Below are 12,998 nucleotides of genomic sequence, written 5' to 3' on the forward strand. Positions count from 1 at the left end.
CAGGGCCCGCCCGAGTGGCTATATCACCCCGGCCCGGCACGTCCGGGCTTTTGGCGTTTGACTGGAATTGAGACATGACGGGAACGACACGATCGAGCGACGGGCTGGACGACCGCCGCAAGCGGCTTCTGTTCCGCTGCTGGCACCGCGGCACGCGCGAGATGGACCTGATCCTCGGTCGCTTCGCGGATGCCGAGATCGGCAATCTGTCCGAAGACGAGCTGACGCAGCTCGAGGCCCTGCTCGAAGAGGCCGATCCCGACCTCTATGCCGCCATCACCGGCGACAAGGTGCTTGCCGCCGAAATCATCGGCCCGCTGTTTGCGCGCATCAAGGCGTTTCCGATCGCGGACCGCGACGTATGAAGCAGGGGATGAAATCGCCGGCCGAGCTGCTCACGCCCGGCCGCGCGCTGACGCTTGCCAATGTCGCCGAGGGTGCCGAGGGCCTCGTTGTCTCCGATCTCGCGCGCGCCATCGCGGCGCGGCCGAAGAAGCCGGCTGTCAGCCTCGCGGTGGTCTGCCGCGACGGGCCGCGGATGCAGCAGCTCGAACGGGCCCTGCAATTCTTCGCGCCCGATTTGCCCGTGCTGACCTTCCCGGCCTGGGACTGCCAACCCTATGACCGCGTCTCGCCCCATGGCGGTGTCCTCGCGCAGCGCCTGACGACGCTGGCGCGCCTTGCGTCACTGACCGGCAGCGACAAGCCGCTGATCGTGCTGACCACGGTGAACGCCGTCGTCCAGCGCGTGCCGGCGCGCGAGCTCGTCGCGGCGCAGGCGCTGTCGGTCGCGCCGGGCAACGTCGTGCCGATGGACACCATCATCGCCTGGCTCGAGCACAACGGCTACAACCGCTCCTCGACCGTGCGCGAGCCCGGCGAATATGCCGTGCGCGGCGGCATTCTGGACCTGTTTCCGGCCGGCCTCGACCAGCCCGTCCGCTTCGACTTCTTCGGCGACAGCCTGGAATCGATCCGCACCTTCGATGCCGAGACCCAGCGCACGCTGCTCGACATGCGCGCGCTCGATCTCGTGCCGATCTCCGAATTCCAGCTCGTCACCGACACCATCCGCCGCTTTCGCATGGGCTATGTCGCCGAGTTCGGCGCGCCCGAGCGTGACGATACGCTGTACGAAGCCGTCAGCGAAGGCCGCCGTCATCCCGGCATGGAACATTGGCTGCCGCTGTTCCAGGACCGGATGGACACGTTGTTCGACTATCTTCAAGGAGCTTGCGTGGCGATCGAGCCGCAGGCCGAGGACGCCATCCGCGAGCGCTTCAAGCAGATCCTCGACTATTATCAGGCCCGCCGCGATGCCATGGAGCATCCGGGCGGCGGTGCCATCTACAAGCCGCTGCCGCCTGACAGGCTCTATCTGACCGAGGAGGAGTGGGGCAAGCGCGAGAGCGGAATGCCGCTGGTGCGACTGACGCAATTTTCGGTGCCTGCTGATGGTACCAGCGTGGTCGATGCCGGCGCACGCAAGGGACGAGACTTTGCGCCGGAGCGCAACGACAACAAGGTCAATGTCTTCGAAGCCGTCGTCGCACATGTGCATGGGCTGCTGACTAACCGCAAGAAAGTGGTCATCGCGCTCTGGACGGAGGGCTCGCGCGACCGCATGATTTCGATGCTGCGCGATCACAAGCTCACCCCTGTGACCAGCGTCAACAGTTGGCGCACGGTGCAGGCGACCCCGCGCAACGAGACCATGCTCGCCGTGCTCGGCCTCGAAAGCGGTTTCGAGACCGACGAGATCGCGCTCATCAGCGAGCAGGACATTCTTGGCGATCGCCTGGTCCGGCCGCGCAAGGCGAGCCGCAAGCTCGACAATTTCATCTCGGAGGTGACGAGCCTTGCCGCCGGCGACATCGTGGTTCACGTCGATCACGGCATCGGCCGCTTCATCGGCTTGCAGACGCTCGACGTCGCCGGCGCGCCACATGACTGCCTCGAGCTGCATTATGCCGCCGAGACCAAGCTGTTCCTGCCGGTCGAGAACATCGAGCTGCTGTCGCGCTATGGCTCCGACCAGACCTCGGTCGAACTCGATCGTCTCGGCGGCTCGGGCTGGCAGACGCGCAAGGCCAAGCTCAAGAACCGCATCCGCGAGATCGCGGGCGAGCTGATCAAGATCGCCGCCGAGCGCCACCTGCACGAGGCGCCAAAGCTGCCGGTGCAGCCGGGCCTCTATGACGAATTCTGCGCGCGCTTCCCTTATGACGAGACCGAGGATCAGCTTGGCGCGATCGAGTCCACGCTGAAGGACCTCGAGCTCGGCCGTCCCATGGATCGGCTGATCTGCGGCGACGTCGGCTTCGGTAAGACCGAGGTGGCGCTGCGCGCCGCCTTCGCGGTGGCGCTCGAAGGCAAGCAGGTCGCGGTCGTGGTGCCGACCACGCTGCTAGCTCGCCAGCACTACAAGACGTTCACCGAGCGTTTCAAGGGTTTCCCGGTGCAGGTCGCGCAGGCCTCGCGGCTGGTCCCGGCCAAGCAGCTCAATCTGGTCAAGAAGGGCCTCACCGACGGCGCGGTCGATATCGTCGTCGGCACCCACGCGCTGCTCAGCAAGTCGATCAAGTTCCGCGATCTCGGGCTGCTGATCGTCGACGAGGAGCAGCATTTCGGCGTCACCCACAAGGAGCGGCTGAAGCAGCTCCGCGCCGAGGTGCACGTGCTAACGCTGTCGGCGACGCCGATCCCGCGCACGCTGCAGCTCGCGCTCACCGGCGTGCGCGAGCTCTCGATCATCGCATCGCCCCCGGTCGACCGCCTCGCGGTCCGCACCTTCGTCGCTCCGCACGATCCCTTGATGATCCGCGAGGCGCTGCTGCGCGAGCGCTATCGCGGCGGCCAGGCGTTCTACGTGGTGCCGCGTATCGACGACCTCGCCGAGGTCAAGGACTTCCTCGACAAGAACGTGCCGGAGATGAAGGTCGCGGTCGCGCACGGGCAGATGCCGCCCGCCGTGATCGAGGACATCATGACCGCGTTCTACGACGGCAAGTTCGACATCCTGCTGTCGACCACGATCGTGGAATCCGGCCTCGACATCCCCAACGCCAACACGCTGATCGTGCATCGCGCGGACATGTTCGGCCTCGCTCAGCTCTATCAGCTCCGTGGCCGCGTCGGCCGTTCCAAGCTGCGGGCCTATGCGCTGTTCACGCTGCCGGCGCAGCAGAAGATCACGGCGCAGGCCGAGCGCCGGCTCACCGTGCTGCAATCGCTGGAGACGCTGGGCGCGGGCTTCCAGCTCGCCTCGCACGACCTCGACATCCGCGGCGCCGGCAATATCCTGGGCGAGCAGCAGTCCGGCCATATCAAGGAGGTCGGCTTCGAGCTCTACCAGTCAATGCTGGAGGAGGCGATCGTCAACCTCAAGGCTGGCGTTTCGGAGCCCGCCGCCGATCGCTGGTCGCCGACCATCACCATCGGCATGCCCGTGCTGATTCCGGAGGACTATGTCGGCGATCTCTCGGTGCGACTGTCGCTCTACCGGCGGCTCGCCGACCTCGACAGCGAGGAGGAGATCGAGAACTTCGGCGCCGAGATGCGCGACCGTTTCGGCGTGCTGCCGGACGAGGTGCGCTATTTGTTCAAGGTCGCCGCGATCAAGGCGTTCTGCCGCCAAGCCAATGTCGGCAAGATCGACGCCGGCCCGAAGGGCGCCGTCATCGCCTTCCGCGACAATTCCTTTGCTCACCCCGATCGCCTGGTGAGCTTCATCCGCAGCCACGGCCAGGCCGCGAAGGTGCGGCCGGACATGAAGGTGGTGTTCCTGCAGGACTGGGAGACGCCGGAAGAGCGGCTGGCCGGCACCACCGAGATCATGCGCCAGCTGGCGCAGCTCGCGCAGAGCAAGAAGGCGGCGTAGAAGTTTCCGGAGGCGGCGCGGCGCGAAACGACGCGCCGCATCCGGATCCCCGAACAGCGACATATGATCACTTGCGGAATGATCGAACAGTTGCTACGTTCAGTCTATCGAGTTTCGGCCGAACGACTTGGCCTCGCCGCTGAAAAGCGCGCCTGACTGACGACCCTCCCTCCAGATCTCGACGACACACGCCGCGCTTCTGAGCGCGGCTAAACGTTTATCTATCTTAAAGGACGATCCCCATGACGACGGGAACTGTGAAGTGGTTTAACAGCCAAAAGGGCTTCGGATTCATTCAGCCGGACGAGGGCAGCCAGGATGTCTTCGTTCATATCAGCGCCGTTGAACGCGCCGGCATGAATACCCTCAACGAAGGGCAGAAGGTTTCCTTCGAAATCGTTGCAGATCGCCGGACCGGCAAGTCTGCTGCTGAAGATCTGCGCGCCGCATAGGCTGCCGCAATCTCAATGACGTTGCTTTGACCACGGATGTACTGGCAGAGCTTCGGATCTTTGGACCCGCGACCGTTTATCGGCCGCGGGTTTTTTGCGCCGGCTGTCGCCCGCCGCGAATGAGAATGCGAACGGTCACGCAACGATTCCATATATGAGCAGTCGAGCTCCGACGGCAGCGAGCGCTGGCGGATGACTACGACGCCGCCCGCGACGCGTCGGCCGACAGCCGTCCCAGCAGCGACCTTGCCGTATCCGACGGCGACAGCGAATCCACCGAGACGACGGGATCGCTGCGCATCTCGTGCTTGCCGTTCGACGTGTGCCGCATCACCGCGGAGAGACGGCGGGCGATCATGTGGGCGGTGCGGAAGTCGGTCTCGGCGAACACGACGATGACCGAGCCGTCCTTCTGCGCCACGCCAAAATCCATCTGCCGCATCAGGCGGCTGAGAATGCGGGCGGCATCGAGCTGGGCGCGGGAATTGCCGGGGTCGAAGGCGAAGCGCGCGACCGAGAGGCCGCCGCCGCGGGCCAGCGTCTGCTCGACCGTCTTGGCAAAATCGCGCGCAAAAGCTTCCGCCGTGAGCAGGCCGCTGCGCGGATCGAGCCAGCCGCCGGCATCAATCGAGCGCAGCGTGCGGCTCAGCTGGGCTTCCATGGCGTGCTGGCGGATCAAGGGCAGCGCGTTGGCGGCGACCTTCGTCGGCTCGCCCGGGATGAGCTCGAGATTGGGCAGGTCGTAGGTCTGCGTCAACTGATGCGCAGTGACGATCACGGGCAGGCTGCGGAAGCGGGTGTCCTCGGCGAGCACCGTGAGGAAGGCATCGGTCACGCGGGGGGTAAAACCTTCGGCGAGCACGACGCCGTCGAGATCGCGGGTGTTGAGATGCTTGGCCGCCGCCTCGATCGAGAGCGCCCCGATGACGCCGACGCACTCGCCGAGCGCAACGGAAAGCGCGGGGTAAGCCGCGCCGCGACCGATCAGAAGCACCGTGGCATCGCGAACGGGATCGGCCTCCGGCAGCGCGACTTTCACCTCGGGCAGCCGGCGCAGCACCGTGGCATGGAGCGTGCGAATCCGTAGTGCGGCGCGAAGCCGCGCGATCAGGCGTTCGGAATGGCCGGCGCGCGAGGAAGAGAAGGGCAGGGCGTTGTGAGGGAGCGCGCCCGCCGCATCCAGCGCCACGAAGGGAAGGTAAGGCGATTGCTCCGCGATCTTCTTGGCGAGCGGCGCCAGATGCGGCTCGTGCCCGGTGTGCATCGCGGCGAGAACCGCGGCCGGCTGTACCTCTTCGACCGCGCGCACCGCGCCGGCCCAGCTGGTGTCGATCACGGGGAAGAATCGCGCCTCGTCCAGCGCCGCAATGAAGGCCGGCCGCTCGGCATTGGACACAAACAGGATCGGGCCGGCCTGGGACATCGAGGAGCTCTGATCACGCGACAGGTGCCGCGCAATCTAGTCCGGCCGCCTTAATGCAGCGTCAATGGAACCGTCGAAATGACCGTCAACCCGGCCCGGACCGGTCGCGAAAAGCCTCGACCATCAGGGGGTTAAGCCCGAGTTCGCTGAGCGCTTCGCGGGCGCGGGCATTGTCCTGGGCCCGGCCCGCGAGCCGGTGACCGGAGAGCCGGTCGGGCAGCGCGGTCAGCAGGGCGCCCTGGCCGAGCCGGCGCGCCCATTCCTGGAGGTCGTTGGAGAGGAAGCGGTAGCCGCCGACGGCCATGATCCCGGAGGGCGGCGCGGTAATGCAGATCGCGCCGCTGGGGCGGTCGAGCCGTGCGGCATAGCCGGTGTCGACATAGTCGCGTGGCGGCTGCGCGATCAGGCTGTCGCCGACCGGCGGCGGAGGGGCGTAGGCCGCGATCGGCACCATCGGGCCGCGCAGGCCGAGCGTGCCCTTCGGTGTCAGCAGAATCTCGCCGGCGATCGACGAACCCGACTGCTCGCGCGGCGCGCCGTGCGGTCCCGGCATCACCGGCACCGGCATGCCGTCCTCGCCACGCCGGGCGCCGAACAATCCGGCCTCGCCGAACAGATAGACGTCAGTGAACGGCGCGTGAGGCGCGATCCATGCCTCGCTCGCCGCCACCTGCTCGGGGGCACGCCACAGGCCGATGACGTTGCGCAAGGTCGGCATCCGCGCCGCCAGTTCGGAATCGCCGAGCCGCTGGGCGAACTGTGCCGGTGCGATCAGCACGTCGCATTCGTGCGCGTTGACCTGCTGCTCCAGCACGTCGTTCTCGAACGGATGATGCAGCGCCAGCGTGCCGCCGCACAGCAGCCACACCGCGAGCGAGGAGGCGAGCCCTGCGAACGACATCGGCGTGAACGCCGCCATCACGGTCGCGCCCTGCCTGATGTCGGCTTCCAGCGACATCGCGAGCCCCCCGGCGATCAGGCTGAAATGCGGCCGCGGCACCGGACGAAAGCCTTCCGCGGTGACGTCGAAGGAGATCATCGCCGCCTTGCGACCATCCTGAATCACGGCGCGCGCGGTGCCGGGCGGACGGGCCTGCACGTCGTCGAGCGAGGCCATGCCTTCGGGCAGGTTGGTGCCGAAGCCGCAGACGTGGCGGATCGAGAAGGCCTCCGCGGCCGCGTGCATGGCGAGATCGGCATAGCTGACGCCGTCGACCGTGCTCATGGTGACGATGGCGCGCGCCGCGGTGCGGTTGAGAGCGGCGGTCAGTTCGGCATGGCGCCAGAGCAGCGGCAGCACGGCGACGACGAGGCCGGCGCGATGGGCGGCGAGAACGGTGAGCACGAACTCGACCGTATTCGGCAGCTGGATGGCGATGACGGAATTGGCCGGCAGGCCCGATTCGACGAAATAGGCGGACAGCGCCTCGATGGCCGTGTCAGCCTCGGCATAGCTCATCCGCCGCGGCTGGTGCCCGGTCACGCGGAACTTGTTCAGGGGGTCGAGCAGAGCGGTCGCGTGCGGCTGCCGCATCAGCGTGCGCTGAAACAGCGTGTCGAGCGTCGGCGATACGGCTGGCTGGTTCACGGCGTCACTTTGCTTGATGAGCTTCCGGCTGCCCCTTCGACCACCAGGTCTCCGGCAAATAGCCGGACAGCGAGGTGGCCTCTGGCCGTTCTATCCGATTCCAGCGCGCGATCCATTGCTCGGATACGTTAAACAGGGGGATTGTATAGAAACCGGAGATCAAAGCGCGATCGAGCGCCCGTACCGCGGATACGAAATCCGTATGTTCACGGGCTTCCAGCAGTGCGGCAATCATCGCATCGACCGCGGGATCCCTGGCCCCCATGTAGTTGCGGGTGCCCGGATTGTCGGCGGCAGCGCTCCCCCAGTAGAAATATTGCTCGTTGCCGGGCGACAGCGACTGGTCCCAGCGGTTCTGGATCATGTCGAATTCGTAGGCGAGCCGGCGCTGGTCGAACTGCACAGGGTCGACCGATCGTACGCTGGGCTCGATGCCGGCGCGCCTGAGGTCGCGCTGGAAGGCAAGCGCGACGCGTTCCTGGTCGCGGGTCGTGACCAGGATCTCGAAGGTGAAGGGCGCCTTGGTCGCGCGATTGCGCAGCACGGTTCCGTCGAGATCGTAGCCGGCCTCCGATAACAGCTTCAGCGCCGCGCGCAGCGTGGTCCGGTCGCGCCCAGAGCCGTCGGTTACCGGCAGGCGGTAGCTGCCGTCCAGGATGTCAGGCGGGATCTGCGCGGCGAACGGCTTGAGCAGCTCACGCTCGCGAGCATCCGCAGGCTTGCCATACGCTGACAGGTCCGAGCCGGCAAAATAGCCGGCGACGCGCGAGTAGAGGCTGAAGAAGTAGTTGCGGTTGACCAACTCGAAATCGAACAGCAGCGTCAGCGCCTGGCGCACGCGGATGTCGGCGAAGATGGGACGCCTCGTGTTGAACACCAGAAATTCGGAAGGTTGCGGCACGCCCGGCTTGAAGGTGTCGCGGATCACGTCGCCATTCTTCGCCGCGGGAAAGTCGTAGCCGTCGTGCCAGCGCAGCGGCTCGTGCTCGATGCGGAAATCATAGAGGCCGCGCTTGAAAGCTTCGAACTGGCCGTTGGCCTCGCGAAAATAGTCGAGCCTGATCTCGTCGAAATTGTAGAGCCCGCGATTGATGGGCAGGTCACGGCCCCAATAGTCGGGATTGCGGGTGAGCGTCACGCTGGCACCGGGCCTCACCGCGGTGACGCGGTAGGGGCCGGAGCCGACCGGGGCCGTCAGCGTCGTCTCCTCGAAAGCCGCGACGTCGACGGCGTGTTTCGGCAGGATCGGCATCAGGCCGAGGATCAGCGGCAGTTCGCGGTCATTGGCTCCCGCAAGGTCGAAGCGGACGGTGAGGGGATCCGGCGCCTCGGCGCTTGCGACCTTGCCGTAATATTGCCGGTGGTTGGGGCGGCCGTGGTCGCGCAGCAACTGCCAGGAGAACAGCACGTCCTCGGCGCGGACCGGCTTGCCGTCGGAGAAGCGGGCGCGGGGATCGATGTGGAACGCGACAAAGCTGCGCGCGTCATCGGTCTCGACCGATCTGGCGAGCAGGCCGTAGAGCGTGAACGGCTCGTCATTGCCGCGCGCGAGCAGACTCTCGACCACGTAGTTCCGCATCTGCTGCACGGCCAGTCCCTTGACGATGAAGGGATTGAGGCTGTCGAAGGTGCCGAGAACGCCCCAGGTCAGCCGGCCGCCCTTGGGGGCGTCAGGGTTGACGTAAGGCATATGGGTGAAATCGGCAGGCATCGCCGGCTTGCCGTGCATGGCGATGGCGTGGGCTGCCTCGGCCCCTGCGCCGCTGGCCGGGAGCCCCAAGGCGAACGGGAGCCCCAAGGCGAAAGCCAGGATACAGAGGCGGACGCAAAGACCTTCAGGACGGCCCTCGAGAAGGCGCTGGAACATGAACATCTGCACACGTTGATTCGAGGACCGCAGGCCTGAATCCTATCACAGGGATTTTCCCCGGGGCGTACGCCAGCGCGCGGCCAAAGACGCTTGTCGGCATTGATCTTTTCGTCGGCCACGTTAAGAAGGCGGGCAATCGCGCACGAGCGCCGAGCCGTCACTTATCCGCCTCATTTGACGGGGAGAGAGCCGCGCCCAACGTGGCCAGGCTCGGTGCGTCGAAGCGGTTCGGGCGCTTCCCGTTCAGAAAGGGTTTTCCGCAATGAATTTCCGTTACTTGGCCGCGTCCGTCCGGCCGCGCGGGCGACTTCTCGCCCTGTTGACGGCGACGGCGTTGGCCGTCCCGTTTGCCGCCGAGGCCCAGGCTCCCGCTCCGGGTGCGCCCGCGCCCAAGGCGGCTCCGAAGGCCGCTCCGAAGGCCGCCCCAAAGGCGCCGGCCCCGGCCGCTCAGGCACCCGCCCAGCCGGCTCCCGCCCAAGGCGCTCCGGCGCAGCAGGGCGCGGCCCAGCCGGCCGATCAGCAGATCCAGCTGATCTACGCCCCCTGGACCAAGTTCTGCCTCAAGGGCCAGGACGCCAATGCCAAGCAGGTCTGCTTCACCGGCAAGGACGGTCGTATCGAGTCGGGCCAGCCGGTCATTGCGGCCGTCATCATCGAGCCGGAAGGCGAGCCGAAGAAGATCCTGCGCGTGACGCTGCCGCTCGGCATGCAGCTGGTGCACGGTACCCGCATCATCGTGGACAACAATCCGCCGTTGCAGAGCCCGTATGTGATCTGCTTCCAGAACGGCTGCATGTCCGACTACGAGGCCACGCCCGAGTTCATCAACAACATGAAGAAGGGCCAGAACCTCGTTGTTCAGGCGATCAATGCCAACGGCGCACCGCTGACCTTGCCGCTGCCGCTCGCCGGCGAATTCCAGAAGGCCTATGACGGTCCGCCGACGGATCCGAAGGTGTTCGAGGAAACCCAGAAGAAGCTTCAGGAAGAGCTTCAGAAGAAGGCTGACGAGCAGCGCAAGAAGCTCGAGCAGCAGGGCACGCCGCCCGCCGGCCAGAAGTAATCGGGACCCGATCCCGGACATGAAAAAGGCGCTCGGTTTCGAGCGCCTTTTTTGCTGGCCAGCTGATGGCTGCGAAAACTCAGTTCAGCGACGGATTGCGCGGGCGGTAACCGCCGGTCTTGTCCTTGACGAAGATCTCGGCGACCTGGGAATGCCGGACCGGCTCGCCAGAATCGTCCGGCACGAGATTCTGCTCGGAGACATAGGCGACGTATTCCGATTCCGAGTTCTCCGCGAGCAGGTGATAGAACGGCTGGTCCTTGTGGGGCCGCACCTCCTCCGGGATCGACAGCCACCACTCCTCGGTGTTGTTGAATTCCGGATCGATGTCGAAGATCACGCCCCGGAACGAGAAGATCCGGTGGCGCACGACCTGTCCGATCTGGAATTTGGCGGTCCGCGCTTTAATCATTCCCCGTCGATAGACCAGGATTGTGGCCGATGCTAGTGCCCTGATCTGGAATTAACCCGCGGTTGCGGGGCAGATAACCCCCCAATCTTCAGAAAACGCTTCATCAATGGTCGATATCCTCAATCTGGCTCTACCTTATTTCGGCTTGATCTTCGTTGGATTCGCCTGTGGCAAGGTCAAATCGCTGCCGGAATCGGGCCTCGCCTGGATGAACTTCTTCCTGCTCTATGTGTCGCTGCCGGCGCTGCTGTTTGCGATCATGTCGAAGACGCCGTTCTCGGAATTGAACAACCCGCCATTCCTGGTCGCGACCACGCTGTCGACCGTTGCGGCGTTCACACTCGCGCTGGTCGTCGGCAAGGTTCTCGGCGGGCTGACGCTGCGCGAGGCGACGCTCGCCGGGCTCTCCGGCGGCTACGGCAATATCGGCTACATGGGACCTGGGCTGGCGCTTGCCGTGCTCGGGCCGAAGGCCTCGGCGCCGACTGCGCTGATCTTCTGCTGCGACAGCATCTTCCTGTTCACGATCGTGCCGCTGCTGATCGAGCTTTCCGACCGCGATCATCCCTCGATCGTGCATGCCTTCGGCGTCGTGCTGAAGCAGATTGTGCTCAACCCGCTGATCATGTCGGCCTGTTTCGGTGCGGCCTTCGCATCGCTGCATGTCGAGATGCCGGTCGCGCTCGATCGCACCATCACGTTCCTCCAGAACGCAGCCGCCCCGACCGCGCTGTTCGTGCTCGGCGTGACCGTGGCGCTCCGTCCGTTCGATCGGGTCCCGTGGGAGGTGCCGGGCGTGATCGCGATCAAGCTCCTGGTCCATCCGCTCGCAGCGTTCGGCCTGATGCTGGCGTTCGGCCCGTTCGCGCAGCCCTGGGCCGCGACCGCCGTGCTGATGGCCTCGCTGCCGCCGGCGCTGAACGTGTTCGTCATCGCCCGGCAGAACGACGCCTGGATCGAGTCGGCCTCCGTCGCGGTGTTGCTCGGGACCTTTGCGTCCGTGGTTACGCTGACCAGCGTGATGTGGGCGATCCAGACTGGCCGGTTGGCGTTTCCCTGAGCGGCGGTTACTTCCGCCAAGTCGGCGTCAGGCCTTCGCGCATCGCAAAACGCCGGAGCGGGCCGATCGCGCCGAGCAGGTGCATGCCGACCGCGCGGACCGGCTGCAGCGGGAGGAAATCGTTGAGCAGCGAGCGGTTGGCGATATCGATCGCAAAGGTCCGGCTCAGAATGTCCGGACGCCGGGCCCGGTCGTAACGCTTGAGCACGTCGGGTGCGCCGGGATCCTGGCCTGATGCGATGGCCTCGCCTGCAAGCCTCGCAATGTCGGCGGCATCGCGGAGGCCGAGATTGAGACCCTGGGCGCCGATCGGGGGAACCACATGGGCGGCTTCGCCGATGAGCGCGATGCGGTCGCGGCCAAAGGATTTTGGACGCTCGATCGCCAGCGGGAACAGATGGCGGCCCGGCTCGACCGTCATCCGTCCGAGGATCGAATGCGACTGCTTCTCGATCGCGGCGGACAATTCCTCATCGCCCAGGCCGCGAAGCCGCTCGGCGTCCGCAGGCGCCGAGATCCAGACGACGCTGGAGCGATCGCCTGGCAGGGGCACGAACACGCAAGGGCCATGCGGGGTGTGGAACTCGGTCGAGACGTTGCGATGGGGCCGCGCGTGGCCGACATTGAAGGTCAGCGCCGTCTGGGTCAGCTCGCGCTGCGTCACCGCGATGCCGGAAGCTTCGCGGCACAGCGAATGCCGGCCGTCGGCGCCGACCACGAGGCGGGCCGAGAGAAATTGCGCAGCGGCGGTGCGGATGGCGACGTCATCGGCTTCGATGACCACAGTTTCGGCCTCGTCGTCGAAACGGACGAGCTCGGGCAGTTCGGCCGCGCGCGCTTCCAGCGCCAGCATCAGCGAGCGGTTGTCGATATTGTAGCCGAAGGCATCGAGGCCGATTTCGTGGCAGGAGAACCGGACCTCCGGGCTGCGAAACAGCCGGCCGGTGTCGTCGACGAGCCGCATGATTTCGAGCGCGGACGCCTTGTCCTTGCAGCGCGGCCAGACGTCGAGGCTCTCCAGCAGATCGACGGAGGCGCCGAGTAGCGCCGTGGTTCGATTGTCGGCATAGGGCACGCGACGCGCCACCAGCGCGGTCCGTGCGCCCGCCTGCGCCAGTGCGATGGCCGCGCTAAGTCCCGCCGGTCCGCCGCCGATCACGGCCGCGTCAAAGAGTGTCGATACATCTGTCATGGAACGACATTGGACACGCCCCGCAGCAAATTCAAGCCCGCTGATATTTCCCTGATTT

At 66.0% G+C, this 12,998-nt stretch carries 10 protein-coding genes; 5 read left to right on the forward strand and 5 right to left on the reverse strand.

The genetic code is table 11. The features are described from left to right. Window positions 1-74 precede the first annotated feature (74 nt). From AC0L2F_RS16100 to AC0L2F_RS16110, 3 genes are all read left to right on the forward strand, one after another. Window positions 75-365: an FAD assembly factor SdhE gene (locus AC0L2F_RS16100; protein WP_473249004.1), complete on the forward strand. Its 291-nt coding sequence runs from the start codon at window positions 75-77 to the stop codon at window positions 363-365. Continuing rightward, the gene (mfd, locus tag AC0L2F_RS16105; protein ID WP_473249005.1) at window positions 362-3,880 is read left to right on the forward strand and encodes a transcription-repair coupling factor; all 3,519 of its coding nucleotides are present in this window, start codon (window positions 362-364) and stop codon (window positions 3,878-3,880) included. Before AC0L2F_RS16100 ends, mfd begins: the two co-directional genes overlap by 4 nt. A 242-nt stretch (window positions 3,881-4,122) precedes the next feature. Next, on the forward strand, window positions 4,123-4,332 hold the full coding sequence (locus AC0L2F_RS16110) for a cold-shock protein (protein ID WP_007610535.1): 210 nt from the start codon (window positions 4,123-4,125) through the stop codon (window positions 4,330-4,332). 196 nt (window positions 4,333-4,528) lie between these two features. On the opposite strand, the gene AC0L2F_RS16115 is transcribed toward AC0L2F_RS16110, so the two are convergent. The 3 genes from AC0L2F_RS16115 to AC0L2F_RS16125 all read right to left on the reverse strand — a co-directional run bounded on the left by AC0L2F_RS16115 (window position 4,529) and on the right by AC0L2F_RS16125 (window position 9,216). Then, window positions 4,529-5,755 (reverse strand): GGDEF domain-containing protein, encoded by a 1,227-nt coding sequence (locus AC0L2F_RS16115; protein WP_473249006.1) that lies wholly within the window; start codon window positions 5,753-5,755, stop codon window positions 4,529-4,531. An 85-nt stretch (window positions 5,756-5,840) separates the two neighbouring features. Beyond that, window positions 5,841-7,343, reverse strand: a complete 1,503-nt coding sequence (locus AC0L2F_RS16120; protein WP_007610533.1) for a class I adenylate-forming enzyme family protein — start codon at window positions 7,341-7,343, stop codon at window positions 5,841-5,843. A 4-nt stretch (window positions 7,344-7,347) separates the two neighbouring features. Further along, complete coding sequence (locus AC0L2F_RS16125) at window positions 7,348-9,216, reverse strand: extracellular solute-binding protein (RefSeq protein ID WP_473249096.1); 1,869 nt, start codon at window positions 9,214-9,216, stop codon at window positions 7,348-7,350. Between the two features lie 259 nt (window positions 9,217-9,475). Between AC0L2F_RS16125 and AC0L2F_RS16130 the strand changes: the two genes are divergently transcribed. Beyond that, window positions 9,476-10,276, forward strand: a complete 801-nt coding sequence (locus AC0L2F_RS16130) for an invasion associated locus B family protein (protein WP_007610528.1) — start codon at window positions 9,476-9,478, stop codon at window positions 10,274-10,276. 79 nt (window positions 10,277-10,355) lie between these two features. On the opposite strand, the gene hspQ is transcribed toward AC0L2F_RS16130, so the two are convergent. After that, on the reverse strand, window positions 10,356-10,688 hold the full coding sequence (gene hspQ / locus AC0L2F_RS16135; RefSeq protein ID WP_007590865.1) for a heat shock protein HspQ: 333 nt from the start codon (window positions 10,686-10,688) through the stop codon (window positions 10,356-10,358). Window positions 10,689-10,794: 106 nt separating this feature from the next. On the opposite strand from hspQ, the gene AC0L2F_RS16140 reads away from it, so the two are divergent. Further along, complete coding sequence (locus AC0L2F_RS16140) at window positions 10,795-11,748, forward strand: AEC family transporter (RefSeq protein ID WP_007610526.1); 954 nt, start codon at window positions 10,795-10,797, stop codon at window positions 11,746-11,748. Window positions 11,749-11,755: 7 nt separating this feature from the next. Here AC0L2F_RS16140 and AC0L2F_RS16145 read toward each other — a convergent pair whose 3' ends face one another. Beyond that, on the reverse strand, window positions 11,756-12,940 hold the full coding sequence (locus AC0L2F_RS16145; protein ID WP_473249007.1) for a UbiH/UbiF family hydroxylase: 1,185 nt from the start codon (window positions 12,938-12,940) through the stop codon (window positions 11,756-11,758). Between the last annotated feature and the right edge of the window lie 58 nt (window positions 12,941-12,998).

The sequence above is a fragment of the Bradyrhizobium sp. Ken64 genome (assembly GCF_055807555.1).

What these genes read in the sequence shown, in the direction of transcription:
- AC0L2F_RS16100 (WP_473249004.1), top strand. Translation starts at nt 75, where the DNA reads ATGACGGGAACGACACGATCGAGCGACGGGCTGGACGACCGCCGCAAG.
- AC0L2F_RS16130 (WP_007610528.1), top strand. Translation starts at nt 9,476, where the DNA reads ATGAATTTCCGTTACTTGGCCGCGTCCGTCCGGCCGCGCGGGCGACTT.
- AC0L2F_RS16125 (WP_473249096.1), bottom strand. Translation starts at nt 9,216, where the DNA reads ATGTTCATGTTCCAGCGCCTTCTCGAGGGCCGTCCTGAAGGTCTTTGC.
- mfd (WP_473249005.1), top strand. Translation starts at nt 362, where the DNA reads ATGAAGCAGGGGATGAAATCGCCGGCCGAGCTGCTCACGCCCGGCCGC.
- AC0L2F_RS16115 (WP_473249006.1), bottom strand. Translation starts at nt 5,755, where the DNA reads ATGTCCCAGGCCGGCCCGATCCTGTTTGTGTCCAATGCCGAGCGGCCG.
- AC0L2F_RS16140 (WP_007610526.1), top strand. Translation starts at nt 10,795, where the DNA reads ATGGTCGATATCCTCAATCTGGCTCTACCTTATTTCGGCTTGATCTTC.
- AC0L2F_RS16110 (WP_007610535.1), top strand. Translation starts at nt 4,123, where the DNA reads ATGACGACGGGAACTGTGAAGTGGTTTAACAGCCAAAAGGGCTTCGGA.
- hspQ (WP_007590865.1), bottom strand. Translation starts at nt 10,688, where the DNA reads ATGATTAAAGCGCGGACCGCCAAATTCCAGATCGGACAGGTCGTGCGC.
- AC0L2F_RS16145 (WP_473249007.1), bottom strand. Translation starts at nt 12,940, where the DNA reads ATGACAGATGTATCGACACTCTTTGACGCGGCCGTGATCGGCGGCGGA.